Annotated in this window: 22 protein-coding genes; 16 read left to right on the top strand and 6 right to left on the bottom strand. The window is 71.0% G+C overall.

All coding sequences use genetic code 11. The features are described 5' to 3' along the window. The 14 genes from BIV03_RS16695 to BIV03_RS16635 all read left to right on the top strand — a co-directional run. Positions 1-584, top strand: a 584-nt coding sequence (locus tag BIV03_RS16695; protein WP_175475924.1) for a hypothetical protein, incomplete at its 5' end; no start/stop codon positions are given. Positions 585-766: 182 nt separating this feature from the next. After that, complete coding sequence (gene ftsH / locus BIV03_RS16690; RefSeq protein ID WP_071296492.1) at positions 767-2752, top strand: ATP-dependent zinc metalloprotease FtsH; 1986 nt, start codon at positions 767-769, stop codon at positions 2750-2752. A 6-nt stretch (positions 2753-2758) separates the two neighbouring features. Continuing rightward, positions 2759-3733 carry a dihydropteroate synthase gene (folP, locus tag BIV03_RS16685; protein ID WP_175475922.1) on the top strand — a complete coding sequence of 325 codons (975 nt, stop codon included), beginning with the start codon at positions 2759-2761 and terminating at the stop codon, positions 3731-3733. Continuing rightward, positions 3730-4131 carry a dihydroneopterin aldolase gene (gene folB / locus BIV03_RS16680; protein ID WP_071296491.1) on the top strand — a complete coding sequence of 134 codons (402 nt, stop codon included), beginning with the start codon at positions 3730-3732 and terminating at the stop codon, positions 4129-4131. The genes folP and folB overlap by 4 nt, the downstream gene beginning before the upstream one ends. Continuing rightward, complete coding sequence (gene folK, locus BIV03_RS16675; protein WP_071296490.1) at positions 4128-4673, top strand: 2-amino-4-hydroxy-6-hydroxymethyldihydropteridine diphosphokinase; 546 nt, start codon at positions 4128-4130, stop codon at positions 4671-4673. Before folB ends, folK begins: the two co-directional genes overlap by 4 nt. After that, entirely contained in the window at positions 4670-5161 is a 492-nt protein-coding gene (locus BIV03_RS16670; RefSeq protein WP_070417323.1) for a DUF3180 domain-containing protein, read from the top strand. Before folK ends, BIV03_RS16670 begins: the two co-directional genes overlap by 4 nt. 58 nt (positions 5162-5219) lie before the next feature. Beyond that, on the top strand, positions 5220-5741 hold the full coding sequence (locus tag BIV03_RS16665) for a PH domain-containing protein (protein WP_070417322.1): 522 nt from the start codon (positions 5220-5222) through the stop codon (positions 5739-5741). A gap of 9 nt (positions 5742-5750) precedes the next feature. After that, positions 5751-7553 carry a PH domain-containing protein gene (locus BIV03_RS16660; protein WP_071296489.1) on the top strand — a complete coding sequence of 601 codons (1803 nt, stop codon included), beginning with the start codon at positions 5751-5753 and terminating at the stop codon, positions 7551-7553. Further along, a complete protein-coding gene (locus BIV03_RS16655) occupies positions 7550-8242 on the top strand; it encodes a Rossmann-like and DUF2520 domain-containing protein (RefSeq protein ID WP_254790934.1) in 693 nt (230 codons plus the stop codon). Before BIV03_RS16660 ends, BIV03_RS16655 begins: the two co-directional genes overlap by 4 nt. Before the next feature lie 55 nt (positions 8243-8297). Next, entirely contained in the window at positions 8298-9818 is a 1521-nt protein-coding gene (gene lysS / locus BIV03_RS16650) for a lysine--tRNA ligase (RefSeq protein WP_070417320.1), read from the top strand. A gap of 41 nt (positions 9819-9859) precedes the next feature. Beyond that, positions 9860-10063, top strand: coding sequence for a hypothetical protein (locus BIV03_RS16645; protein ID WP_031262806.1), 204 nt, complete (start codon positions 9860-9862; stop codon positions 10061-10063). A 73-nt stretch (positions 10064-10136) separates the two neighbouring features. Next, on the top strand, positions 10137-10301 hold the full coding sequence (locus BIV03_RS19875; protein ID WP_175475920.1) for a hypothetical protein: 165 nt from the start codon (positions 10137-10139) through the stop codon (positions 10299-10301). A gap of 63 nt (positions 10302-10364) precedes the next feature. Continuing rightward, positions 10365-10532, top strand: coding sequence for a hypothetical protein (locus BIV03_RS19870; protein ID WP_156794796.1), 168 nt, complete (start codon positions 10365-10367; stop codon positions 10530-10532). Positions 10533-10872: 340 nt separating this feature from the next. Further along, the gene (locus BIV03_RS16635) at positions 10873-11943 is read left to right on the top strand and encodes a sigma-70 family RNA polymerase sigma factor (RefSeq protein ID WP_071296488.1); all 1071 of its coding nucleotides are present in this window, start codon (positions 10873-10875) and stop codon (positions 11941-11943) included. A 150-nt stretch (positions 11944-12093) separates the two neighbouring features. On the opposite strand, the gene BIV03_RS16630 is transcribed toward BIV03_RS16635, so the two are convergent. Beyond that, positions 12094-13026 carry an NAD(+)/NADH kinase gene (locus BIV03_RS16630; protein WP_071296487.1) on the bottom strand — a complete coding sequence of 311 codons (933 nt, stop codon included), beginning with the start codon at positions 13024-13026 and terminating at the stop codon, positions 12094-12096. Between the two features lie 71 nt (positions 13027-13097). Between BIV03_RS16630 and BIV03_RS16625 the strand changes: the two genes are divergently transcribed. Together BIV03_RS16625 and BIV03_RS16620 are read left to right on the top strand one after the other, a co-directional pair. Then, positions 13098-13574 (top strand): Clp protease N-terminal domain-containing protein, encoded by a 477-nt coding sequence (locus BIV03_RS16625; RefSeq protein ID WP_070417316.1) that lies wholly within the window; start codon positions 13098-13100, stop codon positions 13572-13574. Between the two features lie 269 nt (positions 13575-13843). After that, a complete protein-coding gene (locus tag BIV03_RS16620) occupies positions 13844-16360 on the top strand; it encodes an ATP-dependent Clp protease ATP-binding subunit (RefSeq protein WP_070417315.1) in 2517 nt (838 codons plus the stop codon). Between the two features lie 72 nt (positions 16361-16432). Here the strand turns inward: BIV03_RS16620 and BIV03_RS19245 are convergent, their stop codons facing one another. From BIV03_RS19245 to BIV03_RS16600, 5 genes are all read right to left on the bottom strand, one after another. Then, positions 16433-16645 (bottom strand): hypothetical protein, encoded by a 213-nt coding sequence (locus BIV03_RS19245; protein WP_139199319.1) that lies wholly within the window; start codon positions 16643-16645, stop codon positions 16433-16435. 281 nt (positions 16646-16926) lie between these two features. Continuing rightward, the gene (locus BIV03_RS16615; RefSeq protein ID WP_071296486.1) at positions 16927-17949 is read right to left on the bottom strand and encodes a hypothetical protein; all 1023 of its coding nucleotides are present in this window, start codon (positions 17947-17949) and stop codon (positions 16927-16929) included. Beyond that, positions 17946-18896 (bottom strand): hypothetical protein, encoded by a 951-nt coding sequence (locus tag BIV03_RS16610; RefSeq protein WP_071296485.1) that lies wholly within the window; start codon positions 18894-18896, stop codon positions 17946-17948. The genes BIV03_RS16615 and BIV03_RS16610 overlap by 4 nt, the downstream gene beginning before the upstream one ends. Beyond that, a complete protein-coding gene (locus BIV03_RS16605; RefSeq protein WP_071296484.1) occupies positions 18893-19351 on the bottom strand; it encodes a hypothetical protein in 459 nt (152 codons plus the stop codon). Before BIV03_RS16605 ends, BIV03_RS16610 begins: the two co-directional genes overlap by 4 nt. Then, positions 19348-19791, bottom strand: a complete 444-nt coding sequence (locus tag BIV03_RS16600; RefSeq protein ID WP_070417311.1) for a hypothetical protein — start codon at positions 19789-19791, stop codon at positions 19348-19350. The genes BIV03_RS16605 and BIV03_RS16600 overlap by 4 nt, the downstream gene beginning before the upstream one ends. Positions 19792-19982 lie beyond the last annotated feature (191 nt).

Here is a 19982-nt window from a genome sequence, read left to right as displayed (position 1 = left end):
TCCTCGTGCAGCTGCAGGCGGATGCGGCGTCGTTCAAGCCGTTGACGGTGGATGCGCCGTCGTACGTTCCGGGGCAGAAGGTGCGTCTGTCGGGGACGGCGACGCCGAACGGTGCGATCAACATCCTCGGCAACTCGGCGGGCATCTCCGAGAACCTGACGGCTGATGCGGACGGGAAGTGGTCGTTCGAGTCGCGGTACGCGGTGGCGGGGCTGCAGCACCAGGTGCGGGTGCGCCAGACCGCGGCGAACGACGCCGGGATCCTCGTGCAGCTGCAGGCGTCCGACGAGAACGGCGAGAAGCCGGTCTTCCGCCCGCTCGCGGTGACCTCCGACACGTCGTACGTGCCGGGTGGCACGACGCGCCTCACCGGTACGGCCACGTCGTGGTCGCAGGTGCGGGTGGCGCTCTCGAACCCCGGTGGCAAGCCGGTCCCGGGTGCAAACGTGTGGACCCACACGGTGATGGCCGGCGCTGACGGCGCCTGGAGCGTCGAGATCCCGAACCACCGGCTCATCAGCGCCAAGGTGCAGCAGTACGGCGAGCTCGGAAACGGGACGGTCTCGTTCGACTTCACCCGTTGACCCGGTGAGCTGACGGACTCGAGCCGGGAGGGGCGCCCACCGTGGTGCATCTCCCGGCTCGGTCTGGGGAATGGTGGAGTTCGCCCGCAGAGGACACCCATTCTCGCCACAGAATCGCAGCCGTATGCTGATCAGCACGCAACTTCGGCAGAGAAAGGTGTCGGGCGCTCTGCCCGGATCACATGGACTTCAAGCGCATCCTTCGCGGGCCGTACATCTACGTGCTGATCGCGATCGTGGGGATCTGGATCGGATGGGCTGTCATCAGCCAGTCCGGCACGCAGCAGATCGACACGCAGAAGGGCCTCCAGCAGCTCTCCGACGGCAAGGTCTCCTCCGTGGTGGTGAACTCCACCGAGCAGCGCGTCGACCTCACCCTGAAGGACGGCAACGCGCACGAGCAGTTCTACTACTCGACGCCGCGCGGTGAAGAGGTCATCCAGGCCGTCAACGAGGCGAACCTGCCGAAGGGCTACAACGACACCGTCCAGCAGTCGAACTGGTTCCTCTCGCTGCTCGGCATCCTCCTGCCGTTCCTCATCATCGGTGCCCTGTTCTGGTTCCTCCTCGCCAACGCCCAGGGCGGCGGCTCGAAGGTCATGCAGTTCGGCAAGTCCCGGGCGAAGATGAACAACAAGGAGAACCCGCAGGTCAGCTTCGCCGACGTCGCGGGCGCCGACGAGGCGATCGAGGAGCTCCAGGAGATCAAGGAGTTCCTCAAGGAGCCGGCGAAGTTCCAGGCCGTCGGCGCCAAGATCCCGAAGGGCGTGCTGCTGTACGGCCCTCCCGGTACCGGCAAGACGCTGCTCGCCCGAGCCGTCGCCGGTGAGGCGGGCGTGCCGTTCTACTCGATCTCCGGTTCGGACTTCGTCGAGATGTTCGTCGGTGTCGGTGCGAGCCGTGTCCGCGACCTCTTCGAGCAGGCGAAGCAGAACTCGCCCGCCATCGTCTTCATCGACGAGATCGACGCCGTGGGTCGTCACCGTGGCGCCGGCATCGGCGGCGGCAACGACGAGCGCGAGCAGACGCTGAACCAGCTCCTCGTCGAGATGGACGGCTTCGACGGCAAGACCAACGTGATCCTCATCGCGGCGACGAACCGTCCCGACGTCCTCGACCCGGCGCTCCTCCGCCCCGGTCGCTTCGACCGCCAGATCGGCGTCGACGCCCCTGGTCTCGCCGGCCGCCAGCAGATCCTCGAGGTGCACGCGAAGGGCAAGCCGCTCGCCGCGAGCGTCGACCTCGAGCTCCTCGCCCGCAAGACGCCGGGCTTCACCGGCGCCGACCTGGCGAACGTCCTGAACGAGGCCGCGCTCCTGACGGCCCGCTCGAACGCGCAGCTCATCGACAACCGCGCCCTCGACGAAGCCGTCGACCGCGTCATGGCCGGACCGCAGCGCCGCACGCGCATCATGTCCGACCAGGAACGCCTCATCACGGCCTACCACGAGGGTGGTCACGCCCTCGCGGCCGCGGCCATGCGCCACACCGACCCGGTGACGAAGATCACGATCCTCCCGCGCGGCCGTGCCCTCGGCTACACGATGGTGCTCCCGCTCGAGGACAAGTACTCCGTCACCCGCAACGAACTGCTCGACCAGCTCACCTACGCCATGGGTGGTCGCGTCGCCGAGGAGATCGTCTTCCACGACCCGACCACGGGTGCGTCGAACGACATCGAGAAGGCCACCGGCACCGCGCGCAAGATGGTCACCGAGTACGGCATGAGCCGTGCCGTCGGGTCCGTGAAGCTCGGCTCCGGGTCGAGCGAGCCGTTCGTCGGCCGCGACATGAGCGGCGGGACCAGCCGCGACTACTCGGAGAACATCGCCGAGACGGTCGACGCCGAGACCCGTGCCCTGCTCGAGGCCGCGCACGACGAGGCCTACCAGGTGCTCAACGACAACCGCGACATCCTCGACCGTCTGGCCGGCGAGCTCCTCGAGAAGGAGACCCTCGACGCCCCGGAGCTGGTCGAGATCTTCAAGGACGTCCGCAAGCTGCCGGAGCGCCCCCAGTGGCTCTCCAGCGACAAGCGTCCGGTGAGCAACCTGCCCGCCATCGAGGTGCCGGGCAAGGCCGCCTCGACCGCGTCCGAGCAGTCCGACCACGAGTCGTCGAAGCCCCGTCGCCGTCCCTTCGGCAACCCGGGTATCGCCCCCGCGTAGGCCGGCATGACGGACCTGCCGACGAGGCGCTCGCGTCGGCTCGCCGAGGTGAGCCAGGCGCGGGCAGCAGCAGCCGAGCCGCCGACGGTCGCGATCGACCTCCGGGCACCAGCACCGGTGCCGGAGATCGTGACCGGTCGGCGGCGCGACCGTGACCGCGGTGCGCCGGCCGACGACCGGACCCGGGTGATGGGGATCCTCAACGTCACGCCGGACTCCTTCAGCGACGGCGGTCTGCACCAGGCGTACGACGCCGCGGTGCAGCACGCCCGTGAACTCGTCGCCGCCGGGGCCGACATCGTCGACGTCGGCGGGGAGTCGACGCGGCCTGGGTCGGAGCGCGTCCCCGTCGAGGTCGAGCAGCAGCGGGTCCTCCCGGTCGTGCAGCAGCTCGTGGCCGAGGGAATCACGGTGAGCGTCGACACGATGAACGCCTCGACCGCCGAGCGTTCGGTGGACCTCGGCGCCGCCATCGTGAACGACGTCTCCGGTGGGTTGGCCGACGACGACATGGCGCGCGTCGTCCGTGACACGGGTGCCGGGTTCGTCGTCATGCACTGGCGTGGGCACAGCGACCGGATGTACCGCAACGCCGAGTACGTGCACGCCGTCGACGAGGTCCGGCGCGAGGTCGAACTCCGCGTCGCCGAGCTCATCGTCCTCGGGGTGCGCCAGGAACAGGTCGTCATCGACCCGGGCCTCGGCTTCGCCAAGCAGGGCGTGCAGAACTGGGAGATCCTGGCGGGCTACGAGCGGTTCGCGTCGATCGGCCTGCCGGTGCTCGTCGCCGCCTCACGCAAGCGCTTCCTCGACGGGGTCGGCAGCGCTGCCGGTGCCGCCCCGAAGGAGCGCGACCTCGCCACCGCCGCCATCAGCCTGCTCTCCGCCGAACGCGGGGCGTGGGGTGTGCGCGTGCACGACCCGGCACCGACCCGTGCCGTGCTCGACGTCTGGGACGCCTGGAGGGCAGCTCGATCGTGAGGGACACCATCCGACTGACCGGGGTCCGCGCGCGCGGGCACCACGGGGTCTTCGACCACGAGCGCACCGACGGCCAGGACTTCGTGGTCGACGTCGCCGTCGAGGTCGACGCCCGCGCCGCGTCCGGCTCCGACGACCTCGACGAGACCGTGCACTACGGCGTGCTCGCCGAGCAGGTCGTCGCCGAGATCGAGCGCGACCCGGTCGACCTCATCGAGACCCTCGCCGAGCGCATCGCCGCCGCCGTGCTGACACACCGTGCGGCCCTGGCGACCGAGGTCACGGTGCACAAGCCGCAGGCGCCCATCACGGTGCCGTTCACCGACGTGTCGATCACGATCCGCCGGACCCGTGGCGGCGTCCGTGCCGCCGGGTCCGACGTCGAGGAAGAAGAGTGAGCCGGGCGGTCGTCGCCCTCGGCGCCAACCTCGGCGACCGGGGGAGCACCCTGCGCGCCGCCGCCGCCGCGATCGTCGCCCTCACCGGGGTGCGTCCGGTGGCCTCCAGCCGCGAGGTCGAGTCGGTCGCCGTCACGCTCGACGGCCCGGACCCGACGAAGCCCCGGTACCGGAACGCCGTCGTGGTCGTCGACACCGACCTCGAGCCGCAGGAGCTCCTCGACGCCCTGCACGGCATCGAGGACACCCACGGCCGCACGCGCGAGGTCCGCTGGGGCGACCGGACGCTCGACCTCGACCTCGTGGCGTACGACGACCTGTCCCTCGACACCGTGACCCTGACCGTGCCGCACCCGCGCGCCGGCGAGCGGGCGTTCGTGCTCGCGCCGTGGCACGACGCCGACCCGGACGCCGTCCTGCCGGGTGTCGGGCCGGTCGCCGACCTGCTCGAGCGGGTGGGGGACGACACGGAGCGCGTCGACGAGCCGCGCCTCTTCGACGCGCCGACCCGCGCCTCCAGGCCAGAGACGAGCGATTCGTGAAGCCCACCCGCGCCTCCACCCTGCTCAGCGTCGCCGTCGTCGCGGCGGTCGCCGGCTTCGCCCTCGACGCCGTCCTGGCGTCGCGGCAGGCGCCGACGCTGTTCCTCGCGACACCCCTCGGCGTCACCCTCGCGTTCATCGGCATCGCCGTCGTCCTGATGGCCCGGCCGGTCCGTCGGCACGCTCGCGACGGCGCGTCCCGGTCCCACCCCGTCGACCCGCTCTACGCGATCCGCGTCGTGGTGCTCGCGAAGGCGTCGAGCATCGCGGGCTCGCTGTTCGGCGGATTCGGTGCGGGCCTGCTCGTGTACCTCCTGACCCGCTCGGCCTTCCCTTCGCTAGGCTCGGTCCTGCCGAACGCCGTGGCGGTCGGGGGTGGACTCGTGTTGACGGTGTGCGCACTCGTCGCCGAACGCATGTGCATCGCTCCTCCTGGGGACGATGACGACGACGACCTCCCCCGGGGCGGCACGACGCAGGCGCACTGACACCGGGCGGCACGACCCGGCGCACCGCCCAGCACGACCCGACCGCAGGAGGCCCGCGATGCCGCGTGAACGACTCGACGAGCCCGGTCTGGGACTGACCGGCACCACCTGGACCCGGGTGTCGCCCAAGCTCGTCTGGACCGAGCTCGTCACGACGATCGTGATCGGGCTCGTGGTGACCGCCGGCTGCGTCATCATCGGCGTCGTCAGCGGCGGGTTCTCCGGCACTGCGGGCACCGTCTGGACGCTGATCGGGATCGCGGTCGCGATCGTCACCCTCGTGACGGCGATCCTGACGCCGCGACGCGTGCGGGCGATCGGGTACGCCCTCCGTGACGACGACCTCGTCCTCCGGCGCGGCCTGATGTGGCAGCGGTTCACCGCCGTCCCGTACGGCCGCATGCAGCTCGTCGACGTCAACCGCGGACCGCTCGACCGGGTGCTCGGCATGAGCGAGCTGAAGTTCGTCACGGCGGCCGCATCGACCAACGTCCGGATCCCCGGCATCCCCTTCGCCGATGCCGACGAGCTGCGCGACCGGCTCGTCGAGCTCGCCGAGTCCCGCCGCGCCGGGCTCTAGGAGGGCCGCATGACCTTCCGACCCGGCCCGCCTCCGCCCGCTCCGCCGCACCGGGGCAACGCCGCCGCTGCCGCGCCGCTGACCGACGGCGAGTGGCACCGCATGCACCCGCTGACGCCGCTGCTCAAGGGCGGCATCTTCCTCATCGTGATCCTCGGCTACGTGCTGAACAGCCTGCGGGACCAGCTCGTCGAGTTCTTCATCCCCGGCGGTGGCCCGCAGGACGACGGCGACCCCGTGCGGTACGTCTACGAGCACGGCGTCGTCGGCTGGGTGCTGCTCGGCGTGGCTGTGCTGTTGCTGGTACTCCTTGCGTTGTTCACCCTCTCCTGGCGCATGCACGAGTTCCGGGTGACCGGCGAGATCGTCGAGGTCCGCTCGGGCGTGCTCTTCCGGACGAACCGCAAGGCCCGGCTGGACCGCATCCAGGGCATCAACATCTCGCGGCCGCTCATCCCGCGGATCTTCGGCACCGCCAAGCTGGAGATCGCCCAGGCCGGCAACGACGCGAACGTGCAGCTCGCCTACCTCGGGGTCAAGGCTGCGGACGACCTGCGGCAGCGCATCCTCGTGCTGGCCTCCGGGGCGAAGGACGACGAGCGGCAGCACGACCCGGCCCGGGCGTCGAACGGCGTGCTGCAGGACCGTGTCGACGAGATCTTCTCGCCGGAGCTCGACCCCGCCGCGGTCCGCGCGACGCGCATCGTGAAGGTGCACCCCGGCCGGCTCATCGCGTCGATGCTGCTCTCCGGCACGACGGTGTTCATCCTCGCCGCGGTCGCCGCGATGATCGTCAGCGTGGCGCTCACCGGCGAGTACGGGATCCTCTTCGGCCTGTTCCCCGCGGTGATCGGCGCCGGCGGGTACTACGTCCGGAAGTTCTCCCGCTCGCTCCAGTACACGATCGCCGAGACCCGCGACGGCATCCGGATCGGCTTCGGGCTCGTGTCCACCTCGAACGAGACCCTGCCGCCCGGCCGCATCCACGCCGTGAGCGTCGCGCAGCCGCTGCTCTGGCGGCCGTTCGGCTGGTGGGACGTCCGGATCAACCGTGCGACGAACGCCGGCAACGGGGCCTCGAACAACCAGCAGGTCTCGTCGATCGTCCTGCCGGTCGGCACCGCGCGCGACGTCCGCGAGGTCCTCGACATCATCCTCCCCGGCCTCGTCGGCACCGCCGTCGCCGGTCCCGCCGCCTCGCAGGAGCAGCTCCGCGAGGGCTCGGCCGAGGCCGTGGACGTCGTCGACGACAGCCTCACCACCACGGGCGACCGCGGCGGGTTCGTGCACTCCCCGCGCCGGGGCGCCTGGCTCCGCCCGTTCGCGTTCCGCCGCAACGGCTACCGCTTCGTCCCGGGCGCCGTCCTGCTCCGGCTCGGTGCCGTCTGGCGCTCGCTGGTCATCGTGCCGCTGCCGCGCGTGCAGAGCGTCAAGGTCTCGCAGGGGCCGCTCGAGCGTGCGCTGCGGCTCGCGTCGGTGCACGTGCAGACCGTGCAGGGCCCGGTCTCCGCGAGCATCGGTGCGCTGGACGCGCGGGACGCGCAGCAGCTGTGGTCGGACACCTCGGCCCGCGCGGTCGAGGCGGCTGCGGCCGACACCTCCCACCGGTGGCGCGAACGGGAGGCGCGGCTCACCCCCGTCGCGCCGGCCGCGGCCCCGGAGTGGTCACCAGAGCGACGAGTGGACGCGGTGGACCGCGAGCAGTCGTCGCCAGAGCGCGCACCCGGCGGCGCCGAGCCGGTGCGGCCGACCGGCACCGTGCCTCCTGGATCGCCCTGGGGCGACACCCCGCCGCCGGGAGCCGCGCGGTGAGGGCCGGACGGCTGGGAGTCGGCGTCCTCGGCGCCGGACGGGTCGGACCGGTCCTCGGAGCAGCGCTCGCGAACGCCGAGCACGCCGTCGTCGGCGTGACGGCCGTGTCCGAGGCCGGACGCGACCGCGCCGAGGCGATGCTCCCCGGCGCACCCGTCCTCGAGACCCCCGACCTCGTCGAGCGCAGCGAACTCGTGCTCCTCGCCGTGCCGGACGACCAGCTGGCCGACCTCGTGCAGGGACTCGCGGACGCCGGGATCTGGCAGCCGGGGCAGCTCGTCGTGCACACCAGCCCGGACCACGGCGTGGGCATCCTCGCACCGGCGACGGCCGCGGGGGCGATCCCGCTCGCGATCCACCCCGCGATGGCGTTCACCGGAACCAGCGTCGACCTCGTCCGGCTCCGCGACGCGTACTGCGCCGTGACCGCACCGTCGCCCGTGCTCCCCATCGCGCAGGCGCTCGTCGTCGAGATGGGTGCGGAGCCGTTCGTCGTCACCGAGCAGGACCGGCCCGCCTACGCCGACGCCGTCCGCGCCGCGGTGAGCTTCTCGACCGCGATCGTCGACCAGTCCGCCGGCACGCTGTCCGGCATCGGGGTCGAGTACCCGGGCCGGGTCCTCGGAGCGCTGGTCCGCACGGCCGTCGACAACGCGCTCGCGGCGGCCGACGGGCAGGCGACGCTCTAGTCCGGCTGCGCTGTACGATTTCCGGGACCCCCACGACCATCGGAGCCGCACCAGCATGACCGACGAGACCGCACCCGCCACCGAGCCCTCCGCCGCCGAGATCGCCGCGGCGGAGACCAGCGAGCAGCGACAGGTCCGGCTCGACAAGCGGGCGAAGCTCCTCGAGTCGGGGATCGAGGCGTACCCGGCCGGCCTGCCGGTCACCACCACCATCCCCGCGGTCCGTGCACAGTACGCGCACCTCGAGACCGGCGAGGAGACCCAGGACGTCGTCGGCATCGCCGGCCGCATCGTGTTCTCGCGCAACACCGGCAAGCTCTGCTTCGCGTCCCTGCAGTCCGGTGACGGCTCCCGCATCCAGGCGATGGTGTCCCTCGCCGAGGTGGGCGAGGAGTCGCTCGCGCGCTGGAAGGAGTTCGTCGACCTCGGGGACCACGTGTTCGTGCACGGCCGGGTGATCTCCTCGCGGCGGGGCGAGCTGTCGATCATGGTCGACGACTGGCAGATCGCGGCCAAGGCGATCCTGCCGCTGCCGAACCTCCACAACGAACTCAACGAGGAGACGCGGGTCCGCCAGCGCTACCTCGACCTCATCGTGCGCGAGGAGGCCCGGGCCACCGTCCGCGCCCGTGCCGCGGTGATGTCGTCGCTCCGGCAGACCTTCGCCGGTCACGACTACCTCGAGGTCGAGACCCCGATGCTGCAGACCCAGCACGGCGGTGCCTCGGCGCGCCCCTTCGTCACGCACTCGAACGCGTTCGACACCGAGCTGTACCTCCGGATCGCGCCGGAGCTCTTCCTCAAGCGCGCCGTCGTCGGCGGCATCGACCGGGTGTTCGAGGTGAACCGGAACTTCCGCAACGAGGGCGCCGACTCGACGCACTCGCCCGAGTTCGCGATGCTCGAGGCCTACCAGGCGTACGGCGACTACGAGCAGATGGCCGACCTGACCCAGGAGCTCGTGCAGAACGCCGCGCGTGCCGTGACCGGCGGCTCGCTCGAGGTCACCTGGGCGGACGGCACGACGTACGACCTCGGCGGCGAGTGGCCGCGCATCGACATGTACGGGTCGCTGTCCGAGGCCGCCGGTCGCGAGATCACCCCGGAGACGCCGCTGTCCGAACTGCGGGCGCTCGCCGATGCCGAGGGCGTCGAGGTCGCGCACGCCACGCACGGCAAGTACGTCGAAGAGCTCTGGGAGCACTTCGTCATCGACTCGCTCGACCGTCCGACGTTCGTGATGAACTTCCCGGTCGACACCTCGCCGCTGACCCGCGAGCACCGCAGCCGTCCGGGCATCGTCGAGAAGTGGGACCTCTACGTCCGTGGCTTCGAGCTGGCGACGGCGTACTCCGAGCTCGTCGACCCGGTCGTGCAGCGGGAGCGGTTCGTCGAGCAGGCGAAGCTCGCTGCGGGCGGCGACCTCGAGGCCATGCGCGTCGACGAGGAGTTCCTGCGGGCACTCGAGCACGCGATGCCGCCGTCGGGGGGCATGGGCATGGGCATCGACCGGCTCCTCATGGCCATCACGGGCCTGGGCATCCGCGAGACGATCCTGTTCCCGTTGGTGAAGTAGGACCCAGCTGACGGCTCCGTTCCGGGGGTTAGGATGCTCGGGTGCCGCATGGAGTCGTGACCGGGATCATCTTCGCCCTGACGCCGACCGTCGTGGTCGGCCTCATCTTCTGGTTCGTGATGCGTGCCATCATGCGGGCCGACCGCACCGAGCGTGCCGCGTACGCCAAGGTCGAGGCCGAGGAGCGTGCCCGCTTCGAGCGTGAGCACGGCGTGCCGGCACCGGCCCCCGCCTCCGCGGAGTAACCCGCTCTCGATCAAGGGGCCGCCCGCGGTCGACGTCACCCGGTGTTCACCGCGCGGTGCGACCCTGGCGTGCATGCGCGCGACCCCGGACGGCAGGGACCCCGAACCCCAGCCCGACCCCGACCTCGCCGACCTCGATCCCGATGACGCCTTCGGGCACCCGGCGGTCGCGGATCCCGCTCGCGACGACACCGTGTGGCCCGACGGCGAGGGCGACGACGACGACATCGACGTCTGAGCGTCCGGACACCGTCACCGGCCGTTCACCCCGACGTCGTCTGCCGGGGTGAGCATCGTCCGCATGTCCATCACGCAGATCATCTCCGGTGGTGTCCTCGCGAACCGCGGGGGCGTCTTCACCGGCCGCAGCCTCGTCGGCGACATCGAGAGCGAGTACGACGAGTTCGACCGAGACGCCGACCTCGAGGTCTCGAAGCGTCGCGAGGGGTGGCTCGAGCCCTCCTGGTGACCCCCGCCCGTTCGGTTTTCGGGGTACGACGACCGGATCGCCACGATCCGGACCGCCGTACCCCTTTTTCGTGTCCACTGGACGCGGCGACCCGGGGTACAGGATCGGAAACGAGCAAGAAACACCGATGCAACGCCGGAAACACGGCGACATCCCCTTGATTCTCGACCATGCGGGGGACCAGACTGACGACAGGCTGTACCCCTCGGGGGACGGTATCCATGGTGAAGCACGGAGAAGCCTGAGAATCGATCCGATCGGTTTGTGGGGTACACCTCCGGAACGCTTTACTCGTGACACCCCCAACGAGGTCATCACCCGTCGAACGCAGGGAGTCATCATGACGATCGCAACCGCAGCACCCAAGACGACGACCACCGGCACCACCGCACGTCGCATCAAGAAGACGACCGCAGCGAAGGCTCCGGTCACCGCGGTCGAGACCACCACGCTCGACACCGAGGTCGAGGCCGACGAGCAGCTCGCGGGTGTCCGCGGCGCCTCGGTCGACCAGGTCGGTGACTACCTCCGCCACATCGGCCGTCTCTCGCTCCTCACCGCCGAGGAAGAAGCCGAGATCGCCCGCCGCATCGAGGTCGGCCTCTTCGCCGGGGAGAAGCTCGCCACCGAGAAGGGCCTCGCGAAGACCCTGCAGCGTGAACTGCGCTGGCTCGTCCGTGACGGTGAGCGCGCCAAGGAGCGCATGATCACCTCGAACCTCCGCCTCGTCGTGAGCATCGCCAAGCGCTACTCGCAGCGCGGCCTGCCCTTCATGGACGTCATCCAGGAAGGCAACCTCGGCCTGGTCCGCGCGGTCGAGAAGTTCGACTTCACGCAGGGCTACAAGTTCTCGACGTACGCCACCTGGTGGATCCGTCAGGCGATCTCCCGCGGTCTCGCCGACAAGGCCCGCACGATCCGCATCCCGGTCCACACGGTCGAGCTGATCAACAAGATCTCCCGCACCGAGCGCGACCTCACCGTCGACCTCGGCCGCGCGCCGATGCCGGACGAGGTCGCGGCCGAGCTCAGCATGAGCGTCGACGAGCTCGTCGACCTCAAGGGCCGCTCGCACGAGCCGGTGTCGATCCACACGGTGGTCGGCGACTCGGACGACAGCGAGCTCGGCGACTTCATCGAGGACGAGGACGCCGCGTCCCCGAACGAGCTGACCGAGACGACGCTGCTCCACCGCGACATCCGCTCGATCGTCGCCGAACTGCCGAGCGACGAGGCGAACGTGATCCGCATGCGCTACGGCCTCGACGACGACAAGCCGATGACGCTCGACGAGATCTCGAAGATCGTCCACACGACCCGCCAGGCGGTCAGCCGTGTGGAGTCCCGCGCCAAGCTGCGGCTCTTCGCCAAGGCGGTCTCGCAGGACATGCAGCTGTACCTGACCGACTAGGTCAGTGGACTTCGGCCGGCGCGTGAGTGCCGGCACGGGGAACCGGGTCGTTCTGTGGGAAGACGATCCGGTGGGGTGATGGGACGGCCCGCTCGCGCTTCGGCGTGAGCGGGCCATTCACGTTCCCGGGGTCGGGCAGGGCGCGGTCCGCTACTCCTCGACCTCGCGCCCGAGCTTCTGGCGGAGGTCCTGGGGGATGAGCTCGATGAGCTGGTCCGGTCGCACGGGCAGGTCGAGCAGGCTGAGCTTCACGCGTCCGGTCCGCCCGTGGCGCTCGGCGTCGAGGCGGACCACGCTGCCGGCGTCCTTCCGCAGCCGCACGTCGATCTGCGCACCGGTGGCGACCTCGCCGACGACGAGTCCGTCGACCTCGAGCGCTGCGCTGCGGGTGCCCTCGGCGATGTCGAACCGGTAGCGCTCGCGAGCGGCGAGGACCACGGCACGGTCGATCCCGGCCATCGGTGCGACCGGGGTCACGACGGAGCCGGACAGTGCGGGGGAGAGGACGGGGCCACCGGCGGCGTAGTTGTACGCGGTGGACCCGGCAGGGGTCGCGGCGACGATGGCGTCCGCCCGGTAGTACCCGTACCCGAGCCCGCCGACGCTGAGGTCAGCGGACACCTGCCCGGCGCCGGGACGTCGCACGATCGTGAGGTCGTTGAACGCGAGGTAGTCGGTGCGGGCTCCGCTCCAGAACAGCCGGGCCTCGAGCGCGTGGTGCGGTTCGAGCTGGTAGTCGCCGGCGGACAGCCGCTCGAGCGCGACCTCGAGCTCGGGCGGCTCGATCTCGACGAGGAAGCCCACGTTGCCGTAGTTGACCCCGAGCACCGGCACCGGACGCTTCGCCACGAGCCGCATGGCCCCGAGCATCGTGCCGTCCCCGCCGAGTGCGACGACGAGGTCGACCTCCTCCGTGAAGTCCTCGTCCCCGATCACGTCGACCCCGCCGCCGATGCGCTGGACGTCGGCGCGGCGGGCGACGAGGCGTCCGCGGCCGGTGGCGTTCCAGCGCTGCAGGGTCGCGACGGACTCCTGCACGTTCTTGGTCGGGTGGACGACGAGTCCGACGACGGGCTGCTCCATGGTCGCGATCGTACCGATCGCGCCCGGGATCTCCTCTGGTGGACCCGTCACACATGAGATATTCTGCATGTATGCAGATCGCCACGCTCTCCGTCGCCCTGCCCACACTCCGGCACGGACGCGAGATCGTGCTCCTCGCTGAACAGGAGTCACTGGAGACCGGGTTCGGCTTCCTCGACGCCGAGCACCTCCTCGTCGCCGCGGTCACGCTCTGCAGCGGGATGCCCCGCTTCCTCGACGTCCTCGACGCGCACGGCGTCACGCCCGACCGCGTCCGCACCGCCAGCAGTGCCTTCGTCGGTGCCGGGGCACCCGGACCGGTCTCGCCCGACCGGGTCACGTGCACACCGGCCGCGGCGCGGGTGCTGGCACGTGCCGCACAGCTCGCCGGCCCGGCGGAACGCGTCCGACCGCACCACGTGCTGCTCGCGGTGCTAGACGGCATCGACGATCCGTTCACCGGGGCCGCGCACGACGTCCTCGACGGTCTCGGTGTCGACCCGCGCCGCTTCCGCCGCGCCCTGCGTCGGGCCGCACGACGCGCCTGACACACCCCGCCCCGCGCCCCGCGCCCTGCGCCCCGCGCTCCGCGCCGCCCCGCGCCGCCCCGACACCCGTCGCGACCCGCCGCGCGACCCCCGTGAGCACCACCGGGCGCAGGCTCCGGGGCGGACCCGCACCGCGCCTCCCGACCGTCCCCTGTTCACCGGACGCAACGAGGTCACGCCCACGGCGAACAGGGGCAGACCACCCGGGGTGCGCTGGTTACTCTCGATGTACGTCACCGGACTTCCACGAGCCCGGCAAGGGAGAGCACATGTTCGAGAGATTCACCGACCGAGCCCGTCGTGTTGTCGTCCTCGCTCAAGAAGAAGCGAAGATGCTCAACCACAACTACATCGGCACCGAGCACATCCTCCTCGGCCTCATCCACGAGGGCGAGGGCGTCGCCGCCAAGGCGCTGGAGTCGCTCGGCATCTCGCTCGATGCCGTCCGCGAGCAGGTCCAGGACATCATCGGGCAGGGCCAGCAGCAGCCGACCGGGCACATCCCGTTCACGCCGCGCGCCAAGAAGGTGCTCGAGCTGTCCCTGCGCGAGGCGCTGCAGCTCGGCCACAACTACATCGGCACCGAGCACATCCTCCTCGGCCTCATCCGCGAGGGCGAGGGCGTCGCCGCCCAGGTGCTCGTCAAGCTCGGCGCGGACCTCAACCGCGTCCGTCAGCAGGTCATCCAGCTCCTGTCCGGCTACCAGGGCAAGGAAGCGGTCGCCGTCGGCGGCGAGCAGCAGCAGAACGCCCAGCAGGGTTCGCAGGTCCTCGACCAGTTCGGTCGGAACCTCACCCAGGCGGCGCGTGACGGCAAGCTCGACCCGGTCATCGGCCGCGAGAAGGAGATGGAGCGGGTCATGCAGATCCTCTCCCGCCGCTCCAAGAACAACCCCGTCCTGATCGGTGAGCCCGGCGTCGGCAAGACCGCCGTCGTCGAGGGCCTCGCCCAGGCGATCGTCAAGGGCGACGTGCCCGAGACGCTGAAGGACAAGCAGCTCTACTCGCTCGACCTCGGGTCGCTCATCGCCGGGTCCCGCTACCGCGGTGACTTCGAGGAGCGCCTCAAGAAGGTCACGAAGGAGATCCGCACCCGCGGCGACATCATCGTCTTCATCGACGAGATCCACACCCTCGTGGGTGCCGGTGCTGCCGAGGGCGCGATCGACGCCGCTTCGATCCTCAAGCCGCTGCTCGCGCGCGGTGAGCTCCAGACCATCGGTGCCACCACGCTCGACGAGTACCGCAAGCACTTCGAGAAGGACGCCGCACTCGAGCGTCGCTTCCAGCCGGTGCAGGTCAACGAGCCGTCGCTGCCCCACGCGATCAACATCCTCAAGGGCCTCCGCGACAAGTACGAGGCGTTCCACAAGGTGTCCATCACCGACGGCGCGATCGTCGCCGCGGCGAACCTCGCGGACCGCTACGTGCAGGACCGTTTCCTGCCGGACAAGGCGATCGACCTGATCGACGAGGCCGGTGCACGCCTCCGCCTGTCGATCCTGTCCGCGCCGCCGGAGCTCCGCGAGTTCGACGAGAAGATCTCGGCGGTCCGCGGGCAGAAGGAAGCCGCGATCGAGGAGCAGGACTTCGAGAAGGCCGCTTCGCTCCGTGACGAGGAGAAGAAGCTCCTCGGCGAGCGTCTCCGCCTCGAGAAGCAGTGGCGTGCGGGTGACGTCGCCGCGTCCGGCACCGTCGACGAGGGCATCATCGCCGAGGTCCTGGCGCAGGCCACGGGCATCCCGGTGTTCAAGCTCACCGAAGAGGAGACCTCGCGGCTCGTCTTCATGGAGAAGGCACTGCACGAGCGCGTCATCGGTCAGGAAGAGGCCATCTCGGCCCTCTCCAAGACCATCCGACGCACCCGCGCCGGCCTGAAGGACCCGAACCGTCCCTCCGGCTCGTTCATCTTCGCCGGCCCCACGGGCGTCGGGAAGACCGAGCTCGCCAAGGCCCTCGCCGAGTTCCTCTTCGACGACGAGGGTGCGCTGATCTCCCTCGACATGTCGGAGTTCGGCGAGAAGCACACCGTCTCGCGACTCTTCGGTGCCCCTCCCGGGTTCGTCGGGTTCGAGGAAGGTGGCCAGCTCACCGAGAAGGTGCGCCGCAAGCCGTTCTCCGTGGTCCTCTTCGACGAGATCGAGAAGGCCCACCCGGACATCTTCAACTCGCTGCTGCAGGTCCTCGAAGAGGGTCGTCTGACCGATGGTCAGGGCCGCGTGGTCGACTTCAAGAACACCGTCATCATCATGACCACGAACCTCGGTTCGCAGGGCATCGCCGGTGGCCCGGTGGGCTTCCAGGTCGAGGGTGACTCCGGTGTCGGCTACGACCGCATGCGCTCGAAGGTGAACGAGGAGCTCAAGAAGCACTTCAAGCCCGAGTTCCTCAACCGCGTCGACGACACGATCGTGTTCCCGCAGCTCTCGCAGCCCGAGCTGCTGCAGATCGTGGACCTCTTCGTGAAGCGCCTGGCGGACCGTCTGCTCGACCGCGACATGACGGTGGAGCTCACGCTCGCCGCCAAGGAGCAGCTCATCAAGGTCGGGTTCGACCCGGCACTCGGTGCCCGCCCGCTCCGCCGCGCGATGCAGCACGAGGTCGAGGACCAGCTGTCCGAGCACATCCTGCAGGGTGAGCTCACGGCCGGCGACCACGTGAAGGTCGACTTCACCGGTGGCGAGTTTCAGTTCGAGACCGGGCGTCAGCCGGGGCGCGAAGAGGTCCTCGCCGGCGCGGCCGCCGTCGAGGCGACGGACACGCCGCAGGGCGAGATCGAGTCCTAGGACCCGGTCACGGACATGACGGGAGGCGCGGTGCCAGCTGGCACCGCGCCTCCCGTCACGTCGTGGGTGCGGTCACCCCTGGTGGTCGCGCCCGCGGTGCTTCTCGCGCTTCTCGTGTCGCTTGTGCACGCCGGGCTGCTCGCTCTCGGCCGTGCCGTCCGAGTCGCCGCTCAGTCCGTCCGCCAGGCCGTTGGTCTGGTCGAAGGGGCGTCCGAGTGACTCGTCGTTGAGGTCTGCCACGGAGCGGTGACGCTCGTGGGCTTCGGGTTCGGGTTGATCGTCCATGCGCCGGACGCTACGCGCGACGCGATGTCGCCCGACCCAGACCCGGGACGGTTCGCGCGTCGCGGTACCACGGGCCCCCGTCCGGGGGTACGGTGGTGACTGCGCGCGAGGGGTTCCCCCCAACACCTCGCACGCAGCGCTCGACCGGTTCCCCCCAACAGGTCGAGACGCGCCGGCCCCGGTCTGTTCGCAGACCGGGGCCGTTGCACGTCGCCGGGGCGCTCGGCGCTCGGCGCGCGTCTCGCGTCCAGCGTCTCGCGTCCCGCGTCTTGCGTCTCGCGTCAGAGGGTGGCCGCGAGGTCCCGGACGGCCCGCTCCCAGCGCTCCGGGTCCTCGTTCCACTCGAGCGTGTGCGGCGCGGTCCGGAACGCGACCGCCCGGGTCCCCGGACGCGCGGTCTGCGCGGCGACGTCGGCCTCGGCGACGAGGGCGTCGGCCGCCGAGTGCACGAGCAGGGTCGGGGTCGCCGACGCCTGCCACGCGGTCGTCTGGACGGGAGCAGCGGCGCCGGCCAGCCGTGACAGCACGCCGGTGGTCGCGATCCGTGCCGCGACCGTGCCGACGAACGCGGGGAGGTGCGCGCCGGACACCGCACCGCGGAGCGCCGAGGACACGCTGAGCAGCGGCGAGATCCCGACGAGGCCGTCGACCTCGACCCGGGAGGCGGCGACCGAGCACGCGAGCGCCCCCGCCGACCAGCCCTGCAGCACGACCCGGGTGACCCCGCGGCCCCGGGCTGCCCGGACCGCCGTCACGATGCGGTCGACCGCGCCGGGGTCGAGCGAGCGGAGCGGGAGGTCGGTCGTGTCGACGACCTCGGACGTCGCGCCGAGGGCACGCCAGACCGGGATGCCCCGGAGGACCTGCCGCGGCCCGAGCGACTGCCCGTGCACGTGGACGACGTGCGTGGGCTCGTTGCCCGGGACGTCGGTCGGCTCGTCGCCGGGGACGTCGGTCGGTTCGTCGCCGGGGACGTCCGCGAGGTCGTCGTACAGCAGCGCGTCCCAGCCCCACTCGCCGACGGCTGCAGGGCCGTCCGTGCGCCGCCGGACCGTGTCCCCGTCGATGTCGAGGACGTCCTGCACGCGGACGTCCTGGCCGTCACGGGTGAGCCGGTACGTCCCGGTCAGGCGGGTGTCGCGGGTGGCCACGAACTCGGCCTCGGTCGGGGTGGCGCCCCGCACGGTGGCGGTCGCCGAGTACGGCGTGGGGAAGAGCAGCCGACGTGCGACGAACGCGCCCAGCCCGAGCGTCCCGACGGCACCCGCTGCGGTCCCGAGTGCGGCGATGCGTCCACCGGTCATGTGGTCTCCTCCAGTCGTGCGGTGGTGAGCGTCGCGGCGGCCGGGACGTCCTGCCCGGCCTCACGCGCGCGGTCCTCGATCTCGACGGACAGCCGGTGCAGTCGGCTCCGCCACTGGCGACGCTGCCAGGCGATCGTGAAGTACAGCCCCCGGTTGCCGGACGCGCCCTCGAGTCGCCGCAGCTCGGGCTCCAGCGTCCGGAAGCGGACCCGGGCGGCCCGCCAGTCGCGGAACTCGCGGGCCGCGTCGGGCAGCACCCCGCCGGCGGCACCCACGGCGAGCAGGGCCATCGAGGTGAGGAAGACCGGCGCGTAGACCGCGCCAAGCACCCGGACCGCAGCGTCCAGGCCGAGCACGTGCACGGCGTCGAGTGCGACCGCGATGGCCGCGAGCAGGACCATCGCCGCGGCGCCGACGACGAACAGCCAGTACATGCGTCCGAGACCGTCGCCCTCGCGGAAGCCGCGGAGGACGGCCAGCGCGGACCGGGTGATCACGACGGCGATGTACGTCATCTCCACCGCGGAGTAGAGCGCGGTGGGCAGCTGGTCGCCGTACTCGACCATGAACTGAGAGGTGGGCTCGGGGGCGTCGATCAGCACGAACAGCACGACGAGCGCGACGAGGACCAGTGCGACGCCGACGAGCCGACTCGGTCGCAGCAGCCGCGCGGACCGGGCGGCCGCCTCGACCGACTGCGCGAGGGCGAACAGGCCGCACACCATCAGGCAGCGCCCGAGCAGGTCCGCGACGTTCGGCGTGCGGGTCAGCCCGCCGAGGAACGTCACGACGTCGGGCTGGTTGATGCTCAGCCCGACGGCGACGAACGCGCAGCAGACCATGAGCCAGGTGACGCTCGCCGACTGGGTCCGGACGAGCCAGAGCCGGACGACGAGGACGGCCAGGATCAGCCAGACCGGGAGCGATCCCCAGACGTGCAGCGTCACCGGAAGATCCCGCGCGGCGCGGTGTCGGGGTCGAGCAGCCCGATCCGCAGGGCGAGCTGGTCGGCGACGAGCTCGACCGCCTGCTCGTGCGGGGTGTCGAGCGACCGGGTGAACGCCGTCCGTCCGGTGAGCAGCCCCGTGTACGCCTCGTGGTCACAGCCCGGGTCGGCGAGGAACACGTGCGCGAGCTCGTGCAGCACGCAGGCCACCCGGGAGCGCTCGGACAGGTCGGGGCGCGTCTCGAGCAGAGCGTGGTCGGAGCGCTGGATGAGCCGGGCGGAGAGGTCACCGGGCAGTGCGGTCGTGCGGAGCCGGATCGGCTTGCCGAGGGCGGACTCGGCGCGGACGAGCAGCTCCGGCAGCGTCAGTCGCCGGGGGAGTCCGAGTCGCTGCACGCTGCGCCGGGCCTCGGCCTGCTGGCGGCGGGCGCCGATCCGGTCGGCGAACGCGCTCACGGCGTCGACCCGGAGTCGTCGAGCCGCCGGACGTGCTCGGTGAAGTCGCGGATCTCGGCCGCGGAGGCGAACTCCCCGAGTCGCCGGGTGGCGAACGCCACGACCTCACGCTTGCGGAGCTCGAGGACGAGTTCGAGCTGCGCCTGCACCCGCTCCGGGACGTCCGTGTTGCCCGCGGCGTCGGTGAGGTACTCGGACGGCACACCGAAGTAGCCGGCAAGCGCGACGAGCAGGCGCTGGTCACGGACGGCCGGCCCGTTGCCCCCGAGCATGTAGCCCCACCGCGGTCGGCTCATCGAGGCGCCCTGCGCCTCGATCTCCGCCACGATCTCCTTGTAGGAGGGGCGCTGCCCGGAGTTGGCCTCGACGACGTCCATCAGGAGCTGCAGCTTGCGTGAGAGCTCGCGTCGGTGTGCGTCGTCGTCGGTGTACTCGATCATGTCTCCCCGCCCTGTACATCTGTCTCAGACATGGTAAAACTGAACCAGCGCGTCGGCCAGCGGCACCCACTCTGCCAGGCGCGTGCCCGTTCGTCAGGTCGGCATTTCGTGGGGGGATGCCGAACAGGCGGGTTGCGCCGTGCAGTGGTCGCGAGCCGACGACGGACGGGAGGCGCGGTGCCAGCTGGCAC

The organism is Curtobacterium sp. MCBA15_016 (assembly GCF_001865105.1).
Taxonomy (GTDB): Bacteria; Actinomycetota; Actinomycetes; order Actinomycetales; family Microbacteriaceae; genus Curtobacterium.
The sequence above is the reverse complement of the archived record's forward strand: the minus strand, read 5'-3'. Positions and strand labels throughout refer to the sequence as shown.

Excerpts from the sequence above, each read along its gene's own strand:
- ftsH (WP_071296492.1), top strand. The coding sequence starts at position 767 with ATGGACTTCAAGCGCATCCTTCGCGGGCCGTACATCTACGTGCTGATC.
- folP (WP_175475922.1), top strand. The coding sequence starts at position 2,759 with ATGACGGACCTGCCGACGAGGCGCTCGCGTCGGCTCGCCGAGGTGAGC.
- BIV03_RS16665 (WP_070417322.1), top strand. The coding sequence starts at position 5,220 with ATGCCGCGTGAACGACTCGACGAGCCCGGTCTGGGACTGACCGGCACC.
- BIV03_RS16660 (WP_071296489.1), top strand. The coding sequence starts at position 5,751 with ATGACCTTCCGACCCGGCCCGCCTCCGCCCGCTCCGCCGCACCGGGGC.
- lysS (WP_070417320.1), top strand. The coding sequence starts at position 8,298 with ATGACCGACGAGACCGCACCCGCCACCGAGCCCTCCGCCGCCGAGATC.
- BIV03_RS19875 (WP_175475920.1), top strand. The coding sequence starts at position 10,137 with ATGCGCGCGACCCCGGACGGCAGGGACCCCGAACCCCAGCCCGACCCC.
- BIV03_RS19870 (WP_156794796.1), top strand. The coding sequence starts at position 10,365 with ATGTCCATCACGCAGATCATCTCCGGTGGTGTCCTCGCGAACCGCGGG.
- BIV03_RS16635 (WP_071296488.1), top strand. The coding sequence starts at position 10,873 with ATGACGATCGCAACCGCAGCACCCAAGACGACGACCACCGGCACCACC.
- BIV03_RS16630 (WP_071296487.1), bottom strand. The coding sequence starts at position 13,026 with ATGGAGCAGCCCGTCGTCGGACTCGTCGTCCACCCGACCAAGAACGTG.
- BIV03_RS16625 (WP_070417316.1), top strand. The coding sequence starts at position 13,098 with ATGCAGATCGCCACGCTCTCCGTCGCCCTGCCCACACTCCGGCACGGA.
- BIV03_RS16620 (WP_070417315.1), top strand. The coding sequence starts at position 13,844 with ATGTTCGAGAGATTCACCGACCGAGCCCGTCGTGTTGTCGTCCTCGCT.
- BIV03_RS19245 (WP_139199319.1), bottom strand. The coding sequence starts at position 16,645 with ATGGACGATCAACCCGAACCCGAAGCCCACGAGCGTCACCGCTCCGTG.
- BIV03_RS16615 (WP_071296486.1), bottom strand. The coding sequence starts at position 17,949 with ATGACCGGTGGACGCATCGCCGCACTCGGGACCGCAGCGGGTGCCGTC.
- BIV03_RS16600 (WP_070417311.1), bottom strand. The coding sequence starts at position 19,791 with ATGATCGAGTACACCGACGACGACGCACACCGACGCGAGCTCTCACGC.